The 23,168-nt window shown below is 67.0% G+C and carries 12 protein-coding genes; 1 reads left to right on the top strand and 11 read right to left on the bottom strand.

Annotated elements, in window-relative coordinates:
- The first annotated feature begins 21 nt into the window (after positions 1–21).
- Positions 22–315 (top strand): hypothetical protein, encoded by a 294-nt coding sequence (locus ACHQ4I_RS20855; protein ID WP_420773473.1) that lies wholly within the window; start codon positions 22–24, stop codon positions 313–315.
- Between the two features lie 45 nt (positions 316–360).
- On the opposite strand, the gene ACHQ4I_RS20850 is transcribed toward ACHQ4I_RS20855, so the two are convergent.
- The 11 genes from ACHQ4I_RS20850 to eccB form a co-directional block, all read right to left on the bottom strand.
- Positions 361–891: a type VII secretion system-associated protein gene (locus tag ACHQ4I_RS20850; RefSeq protein ID WP_420773472.1), complete on the bottom strand. Its 531-nt coding sequence runs from the start codon at positions 889–891 to the stop codon at positions 361–363.
- 26 nt (positions 892–917) lie between these two features.
- Entirely contained in the window at positions 918–13,658 is a 12,741-nt protein-coding gene (locus ACHQ4I_RS20845; protein WP_420773471.1) for a WXG100-like domain-containing protein, read from the bottom strand.
- Positions 13,658–15,229 (bottom strand): hypothetical protein, encoded by a 1,572-nt coding sequence (locus ACHQ4I_RS20840; protein ID WP_420773470.1) that lies wholly within the window; start codon positions 15,227–15,229, stop codon positions 13,658–13,660. Before ACHQ4I_RS20840 ends, ACHQ4I_RS20845 begins: the two co-directional genes overlap by 1 nt.
- A 71-nt stretch (positions 15,230–15,300) precedes the next feature.
- The gene (locus ACHQ4I_RS20835; protein WP_420773469.1) at positions 15,301–16,701 is read right to left on the bottom strand and encodes a sensor histidine kinase; all 1,401 of its coding nucleotides are present in this window, start codon (positions 16,699–16,701) and stop codon (positions 15,301–15,303) included.
- A 9-nt stretch (positions 16,702–16,710) separates the two neighbouring features.
- Complete coding sequence (locus ACHQ4I_RS20830; RefSeq protein WP_420773468.1) at positions 16,711–17,370, bottom strand: response regulator transcription factor; 660 nt, start codon at positions 17,368–17,370, stop codon at positions 16,711–16,713.
- A 147-nt stretch (positions 17,371–17,517) separates the two neighbouring features.
- The gene (locus tag ACHQ4I_RS20825; protein WP_420773467.1) at positions 17,518–17,880 is read right to left on the bottom strand and encodes a DUF2721 domain-containing protein; all 363 of its coding nucleotides are present in this window, start codon (positions 17,878–17,880) and stop codon (positions 17,518–17,520) included.
- A 107-nt stretch (positions 17,881–17,987) separates the two neighbouring features.
- Positions 17,988–19,604, bottom strand: a complete 1,617-nt coding sequence (locus tag ACHQ4I_RS20820; protein ID WP_420773466.1) for an MFS transporter — start codon at positions 19,602–19,604, stop codon at positions 17,988–17,990.
- Positions 19,605–19,706: 102 nt separating this feature from the next.
- Entirely contained in the window at positions 19,707–20,111 is a 405-nt protein-coding gene (locus ACHQ4I_RS20815; RefSeq protein ID WP_420773465.1) for a YbaB/EbfC family nucleoid-associated protein, read from the bottom strand.
- The gene (locus ACHQ4I_RS20810) at positions 20,108–20,572 is read right to left on the bottom strand and encodes a YbaB/EbfC family DNA-binding protein (protein WP_420773464.1); all 465 of its coding nucleotides are present in this window, start codon (positions 20,570–20,572) and stop codon (positions 20,108–20,110) included. Before ACHQ4I_RS20810 ends, ACHQ4I_RS20815 begins: the two co-directional genes overlap by 4 nt.
- Positions 20,569–21,636, bottom strand: coding sequence for a hypothetical protein (locus tag ACHQ4I_RS20805; RefSeq protein WP_420773463.1), 1,068 nt, complete (start codon positions 21,634–21,636; stop codon positions 20,569–20,571). Before ACHQ4I_RS20805 ends, ACHQ4I_RS20810 begins: the two co-directional genes overlap by 4 nt.
- Positions 21,637–21,752: 116 nt before the next feature.
- The gene (gene eccB / locus ACHQ4I_RS20800; protein ID WP_420773462.1) at positions 21,753–23,159 is read right to left on the bottom strand and encodes a type VII secretion protein EccB; all 1,407 of its coding nucleotides are present in this window, start codon (positions 23,157–23,159) and stop codon (positions 21,753–21,755) included.
- Between the last annotated feature and the right edge of the window lie 9 nt (positions 23,160–23,168).

The raw sequence follows: 23,168 nt of genomic DNA, 5'->3' as shown, positions 1-23,168 counted from the left end.
GTCCGATCGGAAAGGCCTGTGATGAACGAGCCGAGCGTCCCCGAGCACCTGCCGAGGATCGTGGCCGAGCGCGGCGATCGAGCTCCGGTCGTCGCGGTCGGCAGCGTGTGCATCGTGGTCGACGCGCGCGTGGTCGATGCCGCGGGTCGCTACACGGTGGCGCCGGCTGATCTCCAGGTGCTCGCCGTGGCCGCACTGCTCGCCCGGCCGGGCTTCACGCGGCGCGACGAACCGGTACCCGACCGGCTGCTGACGCCCGAGCACATCGCCGAAATGCGGTATCAGTCAAAGGCTTTCGAGGAATTCCCGTTCTGAACCACGGTCGCTGAGCCGGCGCACGCCAGCTCAGCGACCACACACTCAGGTCGCGACGGCGACCGCCGCCTTGACCGCACCGGCGAGCAGCCGCATCGATGCGGGAGCGCCGGGATTGATCAGGACATCGATGCCCTCCTCCGGCAGCGCCGCGGCGAGTTCGGCCATCGAGACCTCGGTCCAGCCTTCGACCTGCGCGTGCCGGCGGTGCTCGGGCGCCGAGGTCACCAGCACGCAGGGGATCTGATCCGGGGACGCCGCGACGACCGGATTGCCGTTCTCGTCGACCGCGACACCGACCACCGCACCGCGCAGGGTCGCGAGCAGCTGGCCCGGTTCGGCCCGCTTCTCCAGGACCAGCCGCAATGTCGCGTCGATCGGGTCGATGAACGACCCCGCGTCGGCGGGGCGATAGTCCGGGTTGGGCTGGAATTCGCCTGCCGTGCCGTCGGTATCGACGAACCAGCCGCCCAGCACCGCGTGCGCGGGCGGGCGATCGTCCTCGTCGGCGGGCTGCCAGCCCGGATCGATCAGGAACAGCCATTCCGCGTCGTTGTCGTTGCTCTGCTCGGTCATTGATGAGCCCTTCTCGATCAGTCTTCTCAGCTGGATTCGGTCGAATCGGGGTGTGGCGGTGGGTGCCGGGTATGGTCGTGCCGGATCTGCTGGCCGTTGCGATAGGACATCCAGCCGGCATTGTGGCTCGCACCCAGCCAGCTGATCCGTATCGGCGGCCCCTCCTCGTTGTCGACCCGCAGGACATGAGTGTTGATGGTGCCCGTGCTCGCATGGACCGGGCGCCCCGGGAACGCCCTGCCGAATACCTCGGCGAAACCGGATCCCGCGTCGCCCGCCGCCACCTTGCATGCCATCAAGACGAAGGATTTCGGCGTCCCCAGCGCGGCGGCGAGCCCGGAGGCAAGCGCGTCGCCGAAAGGGTGCGCGGACCGGACGATCGAGGCAAAGGTCCGCCCGTCGACGTCGATGGTCACCCCGGACCGCAGGCTGATTTCGAAGACGTTCGCATCGGCGTGCGCACTGATATATACCGGTCCATTCTTCCCGTGCGCATAGTCCAGGGCCCACGGCGCACGGACGTTTTCGGTGCGAGACGACCCTTCCTGCAGGATTCGTTGTACCACCACACTCAAATCGTCTTCGCCGTCGCGCATTCTGGTGACCACGTTGTGGAAATTCTCCGTCCGCGCCCACAACAGCTCGTCCTCGAGATGGCCTGGCTGATGAAAATTGACGCCGATCGTAGTGCCTTGGTGATCGAGCATCGGGTTGACGAGTACGTCCGCGCCGAAGAAGCCGATTACCCGGTGGTCGCTGGTCACCGCGAAGTACGGTTCCTCACCGAAAAATCGCTCGGTCGACCGCAACTGCTCGACCCAGTCGCCGATATCGGTGCCATTCGCCGTCTGTTCGACGAATGCCGCCCTGCCATCGGTGGCCGGAGCGTCGTACCTCGTCGCGGCGTGGTCGGTCGCGACGGCGTTCAGGTAGGACATCCACCCCGCGTTGTCGCCGGCGGCAAGCAGGCCCACCCCGTGACCACTCTGCGCATGGACATCGACATCGCCGCGGGACCCGTAGATCCGGCGGTCGGGGAAATTCTGGTGCAGTGCGGCCGAGAACTGCTCGCCCGCCGGGCCGTTCGCTACCGCGCAGGCGATCATGACGACCGACCGCGACGGACCCGATGTCATCGCCGCCGCAAAGGCCGGCGACGCCTGCACGATAGCAGCGAAGGTCGTACCGTCGACGACGATCGACCGCCCGCCACGCGACCGGACTTCGAAACCGCGGCTGTCGGCGTGCACCGAAATGTAGAACGGACCCGGCTTGTCCTGCTGGTACTCGGCCTCCCACGGAGCCGGGACGAACCGGTCCAACCCGATTCGATTCCGGTCACCGGCGAGCGCGGCGGTGCCGGCTTCGCCTGGCCGAGTGCGAAAGACCATCCCGTGGCCGTTCGGCGCCTTGCCCCAGGTACGAAGCACCTCCAACTCGTCGGGCCCGTAGAGGAAGGTGATGCCCACCGTGCGGCCCTGGTGATCGAGGATCGGTTCCTGGACCAGATTCTTGGCGCGGAACCGCACAACGGTGTGATCCACGGTGCCGGACAACTTCTTTCCACCGACCAGCTGTCCGATTACACCGAGGTGCTTCTTCCAATCGATCGGATGCGAGACGTGCGCGACCGCTTGTCCGTCGACCTCGTCGGTGGCAGGCAACTCGACGCCGAGAAGCTCGGTCTCGTCGGCGATCTGCGCCGGTTCCGGTGACTCCGAGTGAGTTCCGACCAGGTCGTCGGCGCCCGGCGGGGCGAGCCGGTCGAGTCCGAACAGGCCGCGCGCACCCGGACCACAGACCGCGAGGGTGGCGAATTTGTTGAGATGCCGCAGCTCCACGTCCACCACACCGTCGGCCCGGAAGGTGATCCCCGGCAGCGGAGGTTGTGCCGATCTGTTCGTGCCCCACGGGTTGCGCAGCCGCAGCGCCACCGGGCAGCCGTCCCTATCCCGCTGCACGCCGAGCGCCGTGTAGCCGTGATTGCCTGCCAGGCCTGGGAATTGCACTGTGTCGTCGCGACCCCAGTTGCGCGTACCCAGCATCACCAGATCGCCTCGGCCCAAGGCGAAGTCGACGCGTTCGGCGATGTGCCTGCCGGTCTGCTGGTCCAGCTCACGGGTGCGCCAGGACGCCGCCCGGTCCACGGAATCGACGAGGCGCTCGATGTTCGAAGCCCAGCGCGTGCGCTGCTCCGGGCTCAACTCATGGTTCAGGAAGCGCCGGAACCCTTCGGTCGAGCCGGGGTTGTCCGGCCGGATCAGCCGGTAGAACTCACGCACGGCCGCCCACACGTTGTTCCCGTTGCCGGCCACCAGTGCCAGCACCTGTGCGCGATCCGCGTCGGCGCCCATCGGATTCGCCTCGCGCGCGCGATGATCGCGCACCCGATCTTCCCACTCGCCACGCAATGCGGAGACCGCGCGAGCGAACTCGTCATCGCTCCCGGCCAGGCTGCGGAGCTCGTCGATGTCCATGCGCATCGGATGATGGAAATAGGCATCGGTGACCGCCCGGGACGGCTGGAACCGCAATCCGCCGGGCAGCGTGGCGGGCAGCATCGTCGCGGCGGTGGTGCCGGGACTGCCGCCGTCGAGTCCGGCGTAACCGAATTCACCGACGAAGACCGCGTAGGCCTTCTCCAGGACTGCGGGCCACAACACACCCAGGTCGGCGGCGTAGCGAGTGCTGTTGTCGCCGTTGACATAGAGATCCTTGGAGACCCGTACCCAAGCCGCGTCACCGTTCTTGTCGAAGAACCGGACGGCGACGGAGTCACCGAGATCGGTCATCATCTCGCGGAGCAAGGGCAGCGGGCTGCGGGCCAGCGCCATCATGTTGGCGACCAGGAAGCAGTTGTCCAGCGCGCCCTGCCGCACGTCCGACACCCGGGGACCGCTGATCTCATCCCAGAGCGGATTGTTCGCCCGGCGCAGCTCGGGGACGAGTGGACCGAGGATGTCGCTGTCCAGGGTGTGCCAGGAAGCGGCCTTCGGGCGCCCGAGCATCGTCCGGCTCGGATCCGGTGTCCCATCGGGATGGTGCGCGTGTTTCACCGCCACAACGGCACCCGGAGGTAGCCAGACCGGGGTGTCGCCGGACCCTTCGATTCCGATACCGGCACGGGCCAAGAAGTAGGTCGTCTCCCAGAAGAACGTGGCGGCATTCTCCTCGAATGCCTCGGCGAGCAACGTCTTACGGATCCGGATCGGACTGGCATCGTGCTGCTGATCCAGCGGAACCAGCCCGATGTATTCGGCGCCGGTGCCGGGATGGCTGAACGTTCCCTTCACGGCGCGCCAGCCGCTGCCGACGTCGAGCCGGTGCGCGGTGCCGAGTCCGTCGATCAGCACGCATCGATCGCCGCGAACGAACGCCTCGGCGGCCGGGGCGACGTGCAACGGCAACGCCCCCAAGGTTTCCGTGGTCGGCGGGTGATGCTCCGCCGTCGCAGCGGGTGGGCTCAGCGCCGTTGCCGTCGAGCCGGCGTCCGGCTCGGCGAACAGCGTGGCGAGTTCGTCATCGCTCCACTGGACCTCGGCGGTATCGGCGAGCAAGCCCGCGCCCGGCGCCGGGTTCCACGCATCCTCCGACATACCCTCGAGATCGGACAATTCCTCGAGATCGGACCCGTCGCGCAGCCTGCGTCCGCGCACCGCGTGGTCGAAGGCGTCGTCGAACATGTTGCGGGTGAGCCACTTCCACAGGCGAGCGTCGTTCGCGGCCGCTTCGGCGGGGGTTACCGCCGCGACCACCTCGGTGGTTTCCTGGTCCGAGGAAAAACGCAGCGGAGCGCTGAGCGCGCCACCGATGGTCGATCCGGAGCCGACCACGCCACTCGAAGCGGCGGTCGGGGCGAGGTAGCGAGTGGATGCGTGCTCTGTTCGAGTGCCGTTGTTGTGCAATGTCACCCAACCGGCATTGCGGTCCGCCGCGAGCAGGCGATAGTTGACATTCGGCCGCGCCGGATAACGCATGGTCGACTGCCAGACCGAGGTAGCGGCGGCATGAACCGGCGCATGCGGGAAATTCTGGTGCAGCGTGCGCGCGAAATCCGTTGCCGCCGAACCCTTCGCGGGTTTGCAGGCCAGCAGGACGATCGAGGTCGCCTGACCGGTGCTCAGCGGGCCTCGCAGTCCCGGTGACCACTCGACGATCTTCGCGAACGTCGTACCGTTCACCTCGAGCGTGGTTCCGGTCCGAAGCCGGATCTCGAACGTGTTCGGACCCGCGTGGGCGGTGACGAAGACCGGTCGGTGTCCGGTCCGGGTGAACTCGGCAACCCACGGCGCGTCGACCACCTCCTGTCCGACCCTGATCGGACCATGGAAGGCCTGCTTCCCGGTCTGCGCCGGCTGGGTGCGCACCACCTTGTCGTGCCACTCCGTCGCGGCCGCCCAGCGCCGATTTACGTCGAGTTCCAGATCGACGTGCTGGAAGCAGAGGCCGGTCAGTGCTCCGGTCGGTCCGAACATCTCGTGCGCGACGACGTCGGCGTAGGTGAAATTGACCGGCAACTCGAAGGCGTTCTTGCCGTGCAGGACGTCCGGATCGCCGGATACCCGCCACGAGTTCAGATACGTGCGCCAGCCACTGCTCACCGTGGGGCCGACGAGTGCCCCGGACTGCGCGGTGGTGTCGGCCACCGTCTCCTCGGCCACCTCGCGCACCGCGCCGGTCCGTGTCCCCGTAGACCGCCCAGGTGTCCCGCCCATCGCGGCGGACGCATGCTTGATCGTGTTCTGCTGCACCACCTTCGCGCCATCGGAACCGATGGTGACCCAGCCCCGGTCGTTGTTGACGCCGAGGGTGGCGAAGGTCTTCCCCGCCTTCTTGGCGCTGACCATCACCACGCCCGCGCCCGCGTGCACCGGGGCGGTGGGCAGCAGATCGCGCATCGCCAGCGCGAAATCGGTCGCCGCCGTCCGTTTGCCCGCCTTGCACGAGATCAGCACCAGCGACCGGTCCGTCGCCTGACCACCCGTCCGCAGCGCCTCCTGGAAGTGCCCGGCGGCCTTCACGATCTTGGCGTAGTTGGCACCGTCGACCTGCACCGACCGAGTCGACTCCTGCTTCGTCCCCCTCTTCCAGATGATCTCGACCATGAACCCCTTCGAGTTCGCATGCGCGTCGATATAGACCGGACCCGGACCGTCCTGGGCATAGTCGATCTTCCATGGCGCGTCGACGACATTCTTGCCGAATTCCAAGCGCCACTTGGTGACCTCGTCCACGTCCTGACCGGTATCGGTCAGCACCACCATGTCCTGCCCGGATGCCGCGCGCGCCCACTTGATCGCCTCGCGCTGCCCCTCCGACTCGAGGACGAACGACACTCCGATCGTTGTGCCGCTCTTGTCGAGCAGGGCTCGGGTGAGTACGTCCGAGACTTCGAACTCGGTGTGCTGCTTGTTCGTGCCGCGCACGCCTTCCGCCGTGGTCGTCGTCAGCGGGGAGCTCACCGGTGGATCGAGGACTTCTTTCCATTGCCGCACGATCGGATTGCGGCTGGAAGCCAGTGAATTCGACCCGGCGAGCTTGGTTGCGGCGGTGGTGGACGATCCGGTCGCGCCGGTGGGATAGCGGGTGCCGGCGTGCTCGACCCGGGTGCCGTCGCTGTGCAAACTCACCCAGCCGGCATTGTTGTCGGCGGCGAGGTAGCGGTAACGAACAGTGGGCGCGGCCGGGTTGCGCCAGTTGGAGATCCAGACCGCGCTGGCGGCGGCATGCACCGGCGCGGCCGGAAACCTCTGGTGCAGCGTAGCCGCGAAATTGGTTGCCGCCGAACCTTTCGCAGGCTCACACGCGACCAGCACGACCGAGCTCGGACCACCGGCGGCGCGCGCGGCTTCCAGCGCCGCAGACTGCTCGACGAGCTTGGCGAATGTCGCGCCGCTCACCTCGAGCGTCGTTCCGGTTCGCAGCCGGATCTCGAAGGTGTTCGGACCAGCGTGGGCGTTGACGAAAATCGGTTCCCGGCCGACCCCGCCGTATTCGGCCGCCCACGGCGCCGCGACGACCTCGTGCCCGACCCTGGTCTGACCAGCGAAGACATCGTTGCCGGTTTGACCGGGCCGGGTACGCACCACCTTGTCGTGCCACTGTTGCGCACCCGCCCAGCGCTCGGCCCCCTCGATCTCCGACTCGACGTGCTTGTAACTGACGCCGATCGGCGTCCCAGCCGGTCCGATCAGGTCCTGGGTCACCACGTCGGCGTAGGTGAAACTGACCGTGACACCCAGGAAGTTCTTGCCGCGCAACGCATTCGGATCATCGGATACGCGCGAGGAGTTGAGATAGGTTTCCCATCCGCTGCTGATCGCGGGGTCCACCTGCCCCGGCTTGTTCACTATCGGCAGGTCGGTGTGCTCGAGTACCTTCCAGGGAATTCCGGCTGCACGGAGCTGATCCCGCAGGGCTGTTTCCGGCTCCCACTTGAAGACCACATGATCGATGTCGGCACTGGTGACGCCACCGTGCACCTGCGCCTCCACATACCCCCACTTCCGGAAATCCGAATGCGTCAGGTCTCGCCGCAGACCGACATGGGCGCTCGGCAGGCCGGGCCTGCGTGGCGGGTAGACGCCGAAGGACTCCGGTGCGGGGTCCTCGAGGCTCGAAGGATAGACATTGAGCTGATCCCCGATGGAATCTCCCACGCACACCGTCGTCCGGGCCCGCACCGCGGACTTCAGGACGACCACGGCGTCGCCGTAGACATTCAATCGTTCGTCGTGCAGGTCGCCGACCGGCTGTTCACCGCCGACGCGAACGTACCCGTAGACGGCCCGCTTATCGATCGGATGGTCATTCCGGTCATGGCCGAACCAGCGGGCTTCGAGCAGCGCTCGGTCATCCATTCCGGTGCCGGTGTCGCCCAGATCGAAGATCGTTTTGAACCGGCCCTCCTGCAGTACTTCCAGCAGCGAATCCTCGGAGATCCGCACGGCGATATCTTTGCCCGCGAGCGCCGCGACCAGCTCGGCCTTCATCTCCGCGCGCGCCGTCTCGAGCGAAATCTGGTGCTCGGCGGCAAGTTTCACCGTGTGCCGATCGATGCTCCCCAGCTGCATCGCGCGTGCCACAGCGATGGTGCGCTGCTCCATCGGCAGGTTCGCGAAGTGATTCTCCAACTCGTCGTGCAATGCCGTCCGCCGCGCGGTCAACTCGGCACGCAGTGCGGAATCGTTGCGACTGGCTTTGATCTCGTCGGCCAGCTCCGCCAGTTGCCTGCCCAGCACACGACTCCGCGGGTCCGCGAACAGTACCGCCGGTGCGGGTCCGTGGCCGTTGACAAACGCCGCTTCGGGGACATCGTCACGCTGGAGCGGGCCGGTTGCCCGGCGCGCCGTCACGCCGATCCGATTCGCGTCCACGGACAACCAGCCGACAGTCGACCCGCCGTACAGCGTGAACTTGGTCGAGTCGAGCGGATCGGGACGTCCGTAGACGGATCCGGCGGGCAACATCGACGCGGCCCCGGCGGTGACGACATGCGCCCCTGTCGCCGTCGAGCTCACCACCACCGTGCCGTCATCGCGCGTCCGGGTGGTGAAAAGCTCAGCCACCAGGGCGCTGTCGAGCACCACCGGACCGGAAACCGGATGTTCGATCTCGTGCACGAGGTTCTGCTCGTGCGAATAGGTCCGCACCACCGGCATTTCCTCGGTCCCGAACGCGACCAGATGCCCGGTGGTATCGGCTACGAACAGGCCTGGGAAGTCGACGACGGCGAGCGGCGGCACCGGCGGACCGAACTGATCGTCGCCGAACAGCTGCGGCGGTTCGGCACCGGTCAGGTCGTCCCAGAACGAACCGGTAGCCGCCTGGGAGACATCGGTTTCCGGCTGCACGAGGTCCGCCTGCTGCTCGGGTATCGGCGACGGGATATCCAGGTCCCGCGCGGGTGTGTGCTGTGCCGCGCTCGCGGCGACGGCGATCGGCGGCGCCACGGTGCGGCCCATCCGCCGTGCGGCGTTTTCCGCTTGCAGGTTCGACGCCGCGGCCCGCACCGCGGTCTCGGCGGCTTCGCGTTCGGCCGTTGCCGCTTGGTGCGCGTCCCGCGCGACGGCGTAGTCGTCGAAGGCCGTGTCCCGGACCGCGCGGGTCCGCGCGGTGCTACCCGCGGCATCGGCGCTCTCCGCGAGATCCCTTGTAGCCCTTGCCTCGTCGAGCCGGACCGTCGCGTTCTCGTGGCTGGTGACCGCGTCGGTGTAGCGGATGATCGTCTGGGCGTGGTGCGGAGCGCCGGCGAACAGCGCGTCATCGGCTGCGAGGAAGTATTCGACACTGCCTTTCTGACCGTTGCGCGCGGCGCGGTTCTCGGCCTGGATATCGATGTCACGCACATCCGACTTGCCCGAAATGCTGACATGCAGGCCACCGACCGCGTTGACGGCATCGCTGATCTCGATATCGACGCCACGGCCGCCTTGACGGTTGATGATCAGGATCTCGCCGAGCTGACCCGCCTTGTCGAAGATCGCTTTCAAATCGGCTTCCGCAGTGGGGCCCCGGTCGGCGAACCACCGAGCATCGACGACCTCGTGCGGAATATTCGCGAGCTTCAACCGGGCCGAGATCTCGGCGACCTCACTGTTGCGGTTGGTGATCACCAGCTCGGGACGCGCCTGGGCACTGTGCCGACTGATGAGTTTGTCGGCGATCGCATCATGCTTGGCCAACTGGTTCGGAGCCAGATTCGCCTCGAGAGTGTCCAGTTTCGATTCCGTGAAGCGCGGAACCGTGACTACCGGCTTCATCCCGTAGTTGTCGACCAGGTGGCCGGACACCCCCTCGGCCGTGCCCGAAGCGCCCGAGAGCCATTCGTACCGCTCCGCGAGCATGGTCTTGGCGGTGAGGCTTTGTGAAGACACCGAGTCGCCCCGGATCGTGATCCCGTGCTTGGCCTCGATGGCCTGCGCCAAACCGCCGTTCCACCGGCTCTCGGTCGAGGTCGCCGGATCGAACATCACCTTGTGGGTGGTTTGGTCGATGATGTAGACCTTGTCGACGCCGTCGCCACCTCGGTGCACGATGTAGTGGTCGTTCTCGACGAACTCCCAGTGCGCCGAGGCGGCGGAATTCACCCGGTCGATCTGGACGGCGAGCTCGTCGGGGCTCGCGCCGGGATCCTCTTCAGCGAGTAGTCTTCTGACCTTCTCGGCGCCCTCGGCGTTGAGCTTCGCCGGGCCGCCGATCTGCCCGTCCGTTCGATCGAAGTCCGCGGGGCTCAGATCCCCGGAATTCAGCCGATTGTCGAGAAAGTGCCGAGCCGCCATGATGCGGGAGGCGATATGCGGATCCGCGGCCAGGCTGGGGCCGTCGGAGATGATCCAGGTGGTGTCGGCGTAGTACAGCGCCTCGTCGAGTTCGTCGATGACCGCGATATCGCCGCGCATGAACTTGCCGCGGAGTTGCCCGAATGCCGCATCGTCGAGGGTGCCGATATAGATGGTCGGCTTCGCCGGATCGAGGCCGGACTCGTCGGCGCCGTTCGGGTTCATCCTGACCACGTTGAACACGTCCGGGCCGAGCACCCCGAGAACCTGTTTGTACAGGTTGACCGCATCGTTGGCCAGAGTGTCGCGAGTGGTGAAGACGTGCACCGAGTCACCGGCGGCGGCCTTCAGAATCGAATCGGCAAGAAAGACGAACGTCTTACCCTCGCCCGCGTCCATATTGATGGGGCCCTCGCGCATTCCCATCGTGCCCATCACCTGGGTCCAGCGCAGGACCTTGCCCGGCGACACCTCCGCACCGTCGTCGTCGAACTTCGTTGTCCCCCGCCGGATGGTTTCGACGGCGGCGGTCACCGCGCGGTGATATTTCGCAACGCTTTCCGCGTCGCGCGCATCGTGGTGGACGCTGCCCCGCAGCGCCTCCCGCAGGTCCTCGGGTGTGGCGTTCTCCCAATCTTCACGCTTGTACATCCGGGTGATATCTTCGGCTTCCCGGAGGAAGTCCCGCTGCGGCTCATCGGAGACGGCACGGGTGAACGGCTCGGGGCGCTCATTCGAATCATCTTCTGTCGCAGGGCTTTTTCGCGAAGTCGGCGTCGGTTCGGCGGCCTGCGTCCAACCCTCCCGATCGGAATCGGTGTACTTGCGTCCCTGCTGGTCGTAATGGTCCAGATCGCCGTAGATCCCGAGCTTTTCCAGCGCGGCTTTCACCCGGGTCGGCGAGGGCTGGTACGCACCTGCCCAGTCGTGCACCGCGACCATTTTCCCGTTGACGAAATGTGCTTGGAAAGCCACGTAAACGCCCGCGTTGTGGAATTGCTCGTGGTGCAGGTTCTTGCCGACGTACCAGTTGCCGTCATGGTCGCCGACCACGGTACGCATTGCGGGCGCGGACATTTCGGCCCAGCGCTGCAGAATCGGGCCCTGGCGCGGCACCTCGATCGTTGTGGCGCCCTTGCGCGGGATCACGTCCGATTCGGGATCCGGCTTACCGTTGGATTCCGAATCGGAGGCTTTGGACCAGAGGCCGTCCTTGTCGATCGTGTACCGGTGATCGGGCAACTCGTCGGTGTTGAACCGGAACACACCACGGGAGTTCCGTTCGTCGTAACCACGGACGCCGCCGCCCGCGCCCTCGCCGAGACCGTCGGCAGCGTCGGCCGCCTTCTTCTGGCCGAAGCCAGGGCGCATCGGCAAGTCACCGTCCTGGAATGGCCGAAACAGGTCCCGGCCTTCGTGCGGGGACTTGTTGCCACGGAGCATCTGCATTGTCTGCTCGAAGCCCAGGACTTCCCGGACGAAAGCCTTGCCACCCGGCCAGGCCGGATCGAGCAGCGATGTCTCGACCAGCCGCCAGCGCAGGCCGGTGGCCTCGTCGATCTTTCCCACGAGAGCCAGGTCGTCGCTGACGCCCTTTATGCCTTTGGCGCCCGCGCGGGCCCGCGGTTCGGCCACGGGCGCGGCCGAGGTGTCGCGCGCCGGAGCCTTCTCCCCTTTGTCGCCCTGGGGTTTCGGAGCACCGGCTGGTTCCTTGACCGGCGTTGTCCTGTCGGTTGCCGCGGCCGAATTCTCGGGGTTCGGCCGGGTTCCCTGCGGAGCATCCGGCCGGTTCGGGGACACCGAATCGATCTCGGGTTGCGCGGATTCCGCACGCCGCTGTACCGGGGACGACGACACCTCGTCCGGCCTGGGCGCGACGGTCGAGTCGACTTGTTTCGCTTGAATGGACTCCGGAGCATCGAGTGCGCCACCCGCCCGCGGTTGCGCGCGCGCCGAGTGGTCACCGGATACGTCGCTCTTCGGTGCCGTCGTCAGGTTGTCGCGGCTTGCAACAACTTTGGTGTCCGCGCCACGTTGGGCGGATGGCGACGAACTCGTGGACTTGTCCCCGCCGCTCGCGTTCGACGCCGGCTGCTGGGATGCGTTTGCCGCGTTGTGTGGCTGCGGTACGAGCTGACCGCCGTCGTGCTGCTGCGGCGCGGGCTCGGCCATATCGGAAGACTGCTGCTGCGCAGTCGATTCCGATTGTTCATGGTTCGCGGGCGCGCGACCGGTGTTCGGTGCGGAAGAGTCGTCACCACCCGATTTCGCGGACGACGCCTGCTGCGACAGGTTGTCCTCGGCGGTGTTCCGGTGCGGTGAGCTCACGGTCGAGTCGGTCTGATCACCGCCGTGGTCGGATGCCGAGGACCCACTGCGGTATTCGGACAGCGATTCGTTCGGCTGCGCGCCACTCCCCTTCCCTGCGTTGACATTCGGCGAGTCCGAAGCACTCTTGGGCGCAGCCGCGGGTCCGGTATCCGAGGCCGACGGCGGCACTTTGGTCGGTGGTGTCGATCCGGCCGGACTGCGCGGGCCACCGACCGGATCGACGTGCACTTTGCCGCCGCCGGCGCCGGCGCCGCGCCAACGTCCCGCGCCGCCGCTGAACGCGCCCGCGGCACCGGCGCCGAGCATCCGCGGGTCCAGTTCGAATTCGCCACCGTTGATGACCTGGTTGGCGATGCCGCCGCCGACCATGCCGCCGACACCACCGGCGCCGCCCTCGACGGCGCCGCGCATGAGCTGCTGGAACCGGCTGTCGAATTGCGAACGGGTGATCTTTCCGCCCAGGAATTTGAACAGATCACCACCGAGCTTGCCGAACATCGCGCCGAACGCACCACCCAGCGCGCCGCCCAGCGCCGCGAACCACAAATCCTTACCGTTGACACCATCGCGATGTCCGGCCGCCATTTGTCCCAGCTGGATCAGGAGCGTCAGAATCACCTGCTGGCCCATGGCTTTCAGCGCGGCGACGAGCATCTGCCGCAACAGCTGCTTCAAGTATTGGAAGACAATGCGGTACCACCCGATCAACGCCGCCTGAGCCGGGCCGGCGGTCGGCGGGAACAGCCACGCGAGCGCGATCTCGTAGACCAGCTGGACGAGGCCGACGATGATCATGATCTTGTTCTGCTGAATCGCGCAACCGACCTGATCGCACGAATCAGCAAGCTGACCGAGCGATTTGGCGATAGCCTGCAACGAGGCCTGATCCGACTCATCGGTGAGGTTCTGCAGGGTGCGCGCCATGGCCGAACCCGCACCGGCCGACGGATACGCCGAGAGAATCTCGTCCACCGCGTCTTCGATGTTCGAGACCAGCCCGGTCAATCCCGCCGAGGCTTCCGACCAGGCGTCAGCCAGGGCGAACATGCCGTTCTCGCTGCCCTCCGGCCACGCGCTACCGGCGACCCAGCTCAACCACCGCAGGTCCTCGGGCAGGTTGATATCGGATTGCCGGACCGCATCGGGAATCGACATCACCGGCCGCCGTCTCGCCGACCGGGCCCATGCCACGGGTCGGCAGCGTCGGGCTCGGGCTCGAACTGTTCCTCGACCGGCGGCTCACGACGCTCTTGCCGCTTCTCCTTGCCCGGGACCGACTGACCACCACTTCCCATCGCGGGCGTCCCCGGCATCCCCGGCATCGAGGCCTGGGGTAGTACGCCCGCACGCGACTGGGCGCCGATGCCACCGGCTTTCGGCACCAGCTTCTCCCCGTCATAGGCCGCCCCGAGCATCCGCGGCAGCGGCGCCGACGGAATGCCGCCACCCTTGCCGCCGGTCGTCGGACCACCGGTCTTGTCAACCGGCACAACCGTTCCCGGATCGGCCGCGCGGTACGCGTTCGGACCGAGAGCACCGGGGAACGCGGGGACGCCGGGGTGTGCCGGGATGCCGCCGAGCGTCGGTCCCGGCGTCGCGAGTGCGTCGATCGGGTTCGAGGAGGAAGCCTTTACGCTCAGTGGCGCGGCAGGATCGGGAGTACCGGTGGCCGCGAGATTCGGCGTAGAAGGCCCGTTCGGCCGGTCGGCATCCGGGTCGCCGGCCGAGGAACCAACGGGATTAGAACCACCGGAATTCGAGCCACCGCCGGTGGATCCACCCGAATTCTGTCCTCCTCCATTGCCGGACCGCTGGTCCTGATCACCCGGCGGCGGGTCGGACGGGTTGTTGCTTCCGGTGTTCTTGCCGAAGTTCGGATCGGAGCTGAGCGGGCCCTTGTACGGACCGGGGTCGCCACTGGCGTTCTCGTCCACGTAGTTCTTCAGGATCCACTGGGCGTAGAGGTCCTCGCCCGCGGCAAATGCCTTGCCCGCCTGCTCGATAGTGGTGCCATAGTTGACGAGCAACTGTCCGAAGATCGGAATCGCCCCGGTGGCGTCCGACCCCCGGCTCGCATTGCCCACCAGCGCTTCGGCCGACGCCGAATAGCCCGTCGCGCCCTCGGCGAACTGTTTACCGAACTCGTCTGCGCCCCATGGATTTCCCAGCCGCTGCAAGGAGTCGTTCAGGGTGCTGAGAATGTCGAACAGACCCTTCGGCGCGCTCGGCAGTTCCGCGAGCCGCTTACCCTTGTTGATCAGATCCTGCGGATCGACCTTGATCGGGCCGCCACCGGAGTTGTAATTGGCCGGGCCGCCGCTGTAGGGGTTGCCGCCGCCGTTGGAGTTCGAACCGCTGTTGGGCCTGCCGCCAGTGTTCGGGTTCCCACTGCTCGGGCGGTTGTTGCCGGGTGGACCGCCACTCGGCCCCGCACCGCCGCCTTTCGGCGCGGGCTTACCGGAGCCACCCTTGTCCGAACCGCCTCCGGGCGGTGGGGCGGGATCATCCTTTTTGCCGTCTTTGTCGTCCTTATCCGTGTCCTTGCCGTCTTTTCCGTCTTTTTCATCTTCGGGCTTGCCTTCGCCGTCGAGATCCCAGGGAAACCCGGACGATTGCCAGTCCCCCTTCAGATCCACGAACGACAACCCCGCCGGCAACCCGAATTGCCCCGACTCACCGATCAGCGAAAGGAACGGGTTGCTACCGGCGTCAGGGTTAGGTGCCACAGGGCGATCGTTCCGTCGCCCTCGTGCCGCTCGCGCGGCACGCCGACGGAGTTCACCAAACCTTCAGGCGTTCACCTGGATGTAAGGTTCGTCGCGACCGAAGCCGGAAAGCTGGCCGTGACGACCAGACCGCACGGGTCGGCTATGTCGACGAAGAACAATCCGCCGTACTGGGTCGCCATGGTCGCCGCGATAGGCAGACCGAGACCGGAACCGCCGGCCGTCGCCTGTGCTCCGCGAAAGAATCGGGTGGTGAGCTGATCGAGCTCGTCGGGTGACACCCCGACGCCGTCGTCGCGCACCGACACGACCACCGACTCGCATTCGTGGCTGACGGTGATCGCGGTATGGGCATCGCGGCCCGCGTAGCGCGCGGAATTACTCAGCGCGACATCGAGAATCTGGGCGAGCACACTCGCCGGAACGCCGGCCTCGGCGACCTCCGCGGTCGCATCGAGAGTCAGGGTCATCTCGGCGCGCTGGAACGCGGCATGCCACGCGTCCACTCGATCCCGTGCCACCGATACCGCGTCACAGCTCGACGTGTTCGGGCGCACGGTCGCGCCGCCGTCCTTGGCATCGGCCACCGCCGAGGTCAGCAATCCGTCCAGCAACTCGGCAAGCCGGTCCACTTCGCTCACCACACCGGCGAAGGTGGCCGCCGCGTGATCCTGGGCGATCATCGGCTGTAGGGCCTGCAGCCGAACCGCGAGCGCGGCCAGTGGATTTCGCAGCGAATGCGCCGTATCGACCACCAGTTTGCGCTCGGCCGCGGCCAGGTCTGCGACGGCCCGGGTTATCGCCGCGACACCGACCGCGAGTTCGACGATCTCCGGTGGCCCCTGGCCTCTGGACCGGGGGCCCTGCGGCTCCGCGCACCGCACGGGCAAGGTCGAGGTCAGCGCGTCGACATCGCGGCGCAGCTTGGACACCGGTCGCAGGATCCACCCCGATACCCCGAGCGCCACGCCGCCGAACGCCAGCAGAGCGGTGGAGGTCACGCAGGCGAGCTGAATCCAACTGTCGGTAATGCCGCGGCGAGTCGCCGAGGTCGAGATCGCGATGACGACCACACCACCGGCTTGCTGCGAGGTTCCTATGGGCTGGCCGACCACCATCGGGTGCGTACTCCACGGATACAGCGTCTCCGGCGGTACGAACCGGTGTGCGTTGTTCGATACCTCGATGACCCGTGCGTCGGCGCGGTCCACCCCGACGTCGACCATCACCCTGCCGCTGCCCGCGATCACCAGGACACCATTGCCGGTCTGCTCGAAATAGGTCTGCGCCTCCCCCTCGAGGCGTGCCGGATCAACCGATGCCGTCGCCGCGAACTGGTTGGCGACCTGGATCCGATCGATCACCATCGCCTGGGTCCGGCTCGACGCCAACTCCATCCCGATCCCGATCCCGAAGCAGATCATGCAGATCGCCGCTAGCAGCGTGAACACACTCACCAACCGAACGCGCATCCGGCCAGGTCACCTGGTCCAGCGGTAGCCGAAGCCGTGAATGGTGGCGATCAGTCCGGGACGGTTCAGTTTGGCCCGCAGCGCGCCCATGTGAACATCGAGCGAACGAGACGTGGACGGGGTTTTCTCGCCCCAGATCTCGTCCATGATCGTGTCCCGGCCCACCGCGGTGCCCGCGCGCTCGACCAGCACCCGTGCTATGGCGAATTCTTTCTGGGTCAGCTGGACCGGCAGACCGGCCACCTCGACGGCACGAGCCCCCAAGTCTACGGTGACATCACCGGTAACCACCACGGCCGGACCGGATTCGGTTGGCTGCCTGCGTCGCACGACCGCTTCCAGGCGGGCGGCGAGTTCACCGAGCCGCGGCGGTTTGACGATGTAGTCGTCGGCTCCGGCGCGCAGGCACGACACCACCGCCAACTCGTCGCCCTCGGCGGTCAGCATGACCACCGGAATCGTGCTGACCTTGCGGAGCTGGCGCAGCACCAGATAGCCGTTGACGTCTGGCAGCCCGAGATCGAGCACGACCGCGTCGTAGCCGGCGTGCGAAGTCAGCAGGTCGAGCCCGTGTGACAGATGGTCGACGTCCGGGAAACCATGGGCTCGGAGGCCTTCGACAACAGCACCGGCAACGCCCGCGTCGTCTTCCACCACCACCACACGCACGAACCCGGTCCCTTCCACAAGTCCAGGTCCGAGCCTGAACACGAGGTGAGACTACAGCAGCCGATCGCGCCTGCCGTCGCGGAGTGGAGCATCGCCGATCGGTGAACGTTGTTGTCCGGCAACGGCACTCACCGAGGGGATCCGAGGTCAGGCAGTCGCCCGGCCGGCACCGGCGCGCGGCTCGGCCTGCGTGGCCGGTGCGACCGTGATCGGCGGATAGCCGGTCGGCCGAGGGACGGGCGGCAGGCTGGTGAACCGTCGACGCAGGTTGTTCAGCTGCCGATAGACCTCGCGCTGTTCCTCGTGCAGTGCACGGATCTCCTCGTGTAACAGTTCCGCCTGATCGATGAGCTGGGCATAGAAGTGCCGGCCCTGCTCGAGCTGTGCCCGTTCGGCTCGCGCCCGGGTCAGGATCTCCTCGGCCGAGGTTCGCGACGTAGCCGGTCGCGCCGTTCCAGCACCCGGCCGAATGCGGCGCCGACCGGGAGTGCCATCGCCAACCTTTTTCACGACAACCCCAGCCTCTCAATAGTCCGTGCGCCCCGAAATGAATTATGCGCACCGCATCGAAAGCGTCAACCTTGCCGCGAATTTCTTGATATCGACTTTGCAAATATTTATATTTCCCGCGTATTCTTTGGAATCTCTTGATAACTCGTGAAATTCCCGGCACTCCGCAGGCGGGCGCGGGCGGTCAGGACGCCGATTACGAGCATCATCACGACGACCACCACGATGGTGGCGAGCAACGCCTGCCGGTAGCCGACCAAGAACGCGTTCTGCACCGCCCGGGCGAGCGGCCCACCGAGCGTGTCGCCGACCGAGGCCGCCGTTGCCACGTTCATGCCGAGCGGTTGCCCGGCCGCGACGATGCCTTCGTGCGCGGCGACCTTGGCCGGAATGACAAGCCCCGCTCGATATCCCTGGTCGACGAGACCACCGGCTACCGCCAAACCGAGCAGGCTGCCGAGTTGGACGACGGCCGACTGCGCCGCGAACAGGACGCCGTTGCGGGTCGACGGCAGCGCGGTACCGATCGCGTCGAGCGCGACCGCCATCACGATGCCCATGCCCACGCTCATCACCGCGACCATCCCCACGATCCGCTCCAGGCTGCCCGCCGCGTCCGCGGTCAAACCGACAGCCAGGCCATCCAGCACCATCGTCAAGCCGATGATCAGCGGAATTGTTGCGCCGGTACGGCGTTGCAGCACCGCACCGGCCTTGGCGCCCGCTGCGGAGGCCACGCAGGCGGGCAGGAAGATGAGCGCGCCGGCCACCACTGGGTGGGTACCACGCACCGCCTGCAGGTACTGGATCGTCACGAAGACGATGCCGAATTCCGCCACGACCGCCGCGGACAGCGCGAACATCGCGGGCTGCGCCCGCGGATCGGCCCGCAGCAGAATGTCGTGCGGCAACTCGCCGCCACGGCGGGTGGCCGCCGCCAGCACCAAGAGGACGGTGCCTGCCCCCAGCAGCACGATGACGGGAACGGCGGTCCAACCCCAGTCGGGCGCCTTCAATAGACCGAGCGCGACCAGCCCCGAACCTACCGTCGCCGCAACGACACTCGGCCAATCCACGGGAGCCTGCGGATCGCCGGGGCAGCGCGGGACGAACCTGACGATGCCGGCCAACAGTGCCACCGCGACCACGGCGTCGGCGAGGGCGACCCGGGGCCACCACAGATTGTTCAACAGCAGGCCGCTCACCAGCGGAACGACTGTCACACCCGCGGCCAGACAGCCTGCCCACAACAGCAGCGCCTGGGTGCGTTGCCGACCGGCATTGCTGACCAGCACGAGGATCGACAGCGACGCGGGGACGATAGCGGCGACACCCGCACCCATCACTATTCTGGCCACCAGCAACGGAATCGAGGTCGCGGCCAGCAGCATGTGGGCCACCAGACCCGCGAGAAAAGTGACATACCCGGCAACCAGCACTCGTTTGGCGCCGCAGCGGTCGGTGAGCACACCACCGATGAGTAGAAACACGATGAGCGACAGCACATAAGACTTCGGGATCCACAGCGAGAACTCGAGCACGTCCCGGTCACCCAGCTGCTGCAGCAGGGTCGACACAGCGACGCTGTGCAACGAAACGTCCTGGCTGATAAGGAATCCGGTGGCGCCGATGAGCGACAGGACTAGTGCGCGCCGCCCGCGGTTCGACGGCAGCGCCGGTTGCGCCCGGATCACTCGGCCTGGACGGGTGATCTCGACTGCCATGGTGCGCCCTCAACTCGATAGCTCGGCCACCCCCGATCGGAAGTCTCGACTATCGGTGGCGATCTCGCCAATCGACACGGCGCCGGCCCACCGCGGTCGGCATCAGCCCAAGTGATCGCGCAACGAGGTGATGGTGGCGAACAGGTCGTCCAGTCTGGGCGCCTCGGCCTGGTCGACGTCGAGCGGCGCCATCAGTTCCTTGGCCTTGCGCGCGACGTCGAGCACGGCCGCCCGCGACGCCGCGGTGACCGCGTCGGCGAGTTCCGCCGGGGTCAATTCGCCGATCGCGCCGGAAAACTTGATGTCGGTGGCGATTCCGTCGGCATTCACGGTGACGCGCACCCGCCGTCGCGCAGTGGTGCCTACGCCGAGCAGTAGCGCACGTGCGGCTTGCAGATCGGCGATTTCGGCCACCTTGGCCTGAAATCCCTCGACAGCAGCATTGAAATCGTCATCCATGGTGGCGGGTCCTCTCGTCGCGCTGGAGAATTCGGTGGGGCGGCTCATCGGTCCAGAATTCGATGACCATCATTTCGACGATCGTTCAGCGTGTTTTCCGACGGCGGAGTCAGCGGTGCCGGTGTGTGCCTCGGCAGTTGCGCCCGCAGCTCGGCCAGGCCCGCGAACAGATCCTCGGGCTTGGGCATTCGCGAACGCAGCTCGGCTGCCGGGGCCAGGAGCGTTTCCTGCTTGGCGGCCACCTTCGCGGCCGCAGCCTGCGCCGCCTGAACTGTCGCGCGGGCGATTTGGCCATAGCTGAGTGTGTTGATGTCCTCGGCGTAGTACGTCTCGATGATCGAGCCGGAAACATTGACCACGACGGTGATTCGGCCGTGTTCCACGGTAGCGGACGCGGTCAGCGCGTCGCGGGCACCGCGCAGATCGCGCATCTGGCTCAGCGCCCGGCCCACGGCATCGATCAGATCAGCGGCATCGGCCGCCGCGCTCGCGTTCTCCGGTCGTATCACTGTGCCGCCACCTCTGCCATCGCCGCCCGTTCATCGAATTCGACCCGTAGTCCGGCGTATCGCGCCAGATACGCGATCACCGCCACGGGATCTTGCTGGCCGTCGAGATCGGGCAGCAGCACCATGAACCGGGCCGGGTCCGGGTCCTGCTCCCCCACCAGCGCGATCAGCTGCCCAGTCCGTAAACGCAAGACCAGCAACGCCTGATCGTCGTCGGGAACCTCGGCAAAGCCCGCCTTCACCGCCCACTCCAGGGCCGAGATGCCGATATCCACCCAGCCGATGAGCCTGCTGGACCCCGGGGTCGGCCAGGTGTGCGGGTCGACCGCGACCGTGACCGGATCCGGCCAGGGCCGCCGCCGATCCAGCTCCGCCAGCAGGCGGCCGAAGAAGCCCAGGATTTCGTCCCGGTCGACGCCGCCGGCCGCCTCGACGGCGGGAGCGGGCACCGTCTGCGCCGAAACCGCTTGCGCCAGTGACGGATAGAACTCCTCGACCGTCTCGGCATAGCTGACGTGGTCGATCAGGTCTTCGGCTGCCGCGGCGACGACCTCGGCGGCGGACAGATCCTCGACGTGGGCCATCGATGCGCAGAGCTGAACCAGCGGCGCGGACTCGTGGTCGGTGAACTCGAGCGCATCGGACGGCGCGACCGGTGCGGGCACGGGTTCGAGTGAGAAGAACGGGCGGTCGACCTCCGCCACGGCCAGACTGTTCGGATAGTCGTCCCCGGTATCGGGTCGATAGCGTAGGTAGAGTTCGGTTTCGGCACCGCTCAGTCCGGGCCGCTCACTGTCGCCTAGTTCGCCCTCGACGAACCCGACCTCCCAGGCCAGGATCGCTGCGAGCTGCGCCGCCGACAGCAGACCGGCGGGCATCGGCTCGTCGGTAACGGTGCAATCGGCGTCAGTGGCCGTGGCGCTGACCAACATCACCCGCAGTTGTTCCGGCGGGGTCGCACAGTGTCCGGCGGCGTCGAGGGCGTCGGATCCGACGATGACACACACCCCGCCGACAGCGACGACGACGCCGCCATCGTTTCGCCTGCCCACAATCCGCGGCATCAGCAAGTCCCCTTCGCGTTCGACTGCCCGGAAAGTACCCATCCGACGCACGGGCGGCGACCGGGCACGATCTGGTCGCCACAGCCGTTCACCTTCTCGTCACCCGCGGACACCGGCTACGACCCGTCGGTGCGGACGACATCCCTGGCGATGAGGGCGGATTGGCGATCCAGCATCGGCCCCGCGGGCAGTTGGCTGATGATCTGCCACGGCACCAGCTTCGGCTCGGCGGTCTGGCCGAGCATGGCTGCAGTCGCGGCGTCCGGAATACCGAATCGAACGCCGGTATCGGTGACATAGAACAGGCCATCGCGCCGGGTGCTGTCCAGCTCGATACCGGTGACCTGCACGAATTCGCCGGTGCCTGCGGGGATGTAGGCCGCGTGGGCGGCCTCGCCCCCGACGAGCCGCACCGGGGTCCGGCCGGACGCCAGCGGCAGTTGCCGGCCGACGAGCAAGCGCAGGGTGGCGGTTTGATCGCTCGCGCCACGTGCCCAGCTCGCGCAGGCCACCGGATCGGTGTCCATGGCGACGATGGACGGGACGCCGGCCGGGAACTGCCCGATCGGCAGGGTGTCCAGCACCGGCAGACCGCCGATCGCGTCCGGGGACAGCAGCGGAATGACGGTATGCCCCATCGAGTTCGACGCGCGCAGTACCTGCGCGGTGAACTCCGAAATCTTCTGCACCCCGTCGGTGAGCACCACATACGGCTGCGCGCCGTTGACGCCTTGGACCCGAATCACCGACCCCACAACGACATTGCCGCCGCGCACGGCGCTTGGCGCACCCGCGTCGGGGATCGCCGGAGCGAGGAGTTCGGGGGCGGCGACGGTCGCGTTGAGCAGTCCGGCACCGATCGGCCGCGGCCGCATCCCGCGAATCTGCAAGGTAGCCACGACCGCATCACTGCTCATATCGATGCGAGCATGCTTGCCGTCGTAGATCAGGTAGGTGGCGCCGTCATAGGTCGCGAGCACCGCCTCATCCGGTGTGCCCGGCCGGATCCGCGGGCCGAGCTGTGGCACGCCGTCGAGAACCGTACTGCGCAGACCGTCGGTCGCGTCCTCGCACAGCGTCCACTCGGAGCGATCGCGATCGACCGCCCCCGGCAGCGATGCGGGGGCGCCGGGGATGCCGAGCAACGGTCCGCGCGGCACCGAGGCCAGCTTCGAATACTTTACCGACGTCGGTGATTCGCTGGTACCGGTGATCAGTCTGGCCGAAGCCAGATTCAGCACCGGGTGCATGGTCTTGTCCACCATGACGTAGAGGGCGCCGCTGTCGCCGGCCATGATGATCTTGGCATCGCCGAGTTGCCCCTGCGGCCGCAGGAACGCCAGGACGCCGCAGCCGGCGGTCACCAGCACTGCCAGCACCAAGCCCGTCAGCAAGGAACGGAATTGGATGCGCATGGGATCGTGCAGCATTCGCACATCGCGGCGAACCAGCGCGTGCTCGAAACGCTGCAGCAGAAATCTGTATCCATTGACCTGCGCCCGGGTCGTCAATTGTGCCGGCATTTCAACTCC

The organism is Nocardia nepalensis, from assembly GCF_048910785.1.
Lineage (GTDB): Bacteria > Actinomycetota > Actinomycetes > Mycobacteriales > Mycobacteriaceae > Nocardia > Nocardia nepalensis.
This window is presented reverse-complemented; position numbering and strand designations above follow the sequence as displayed.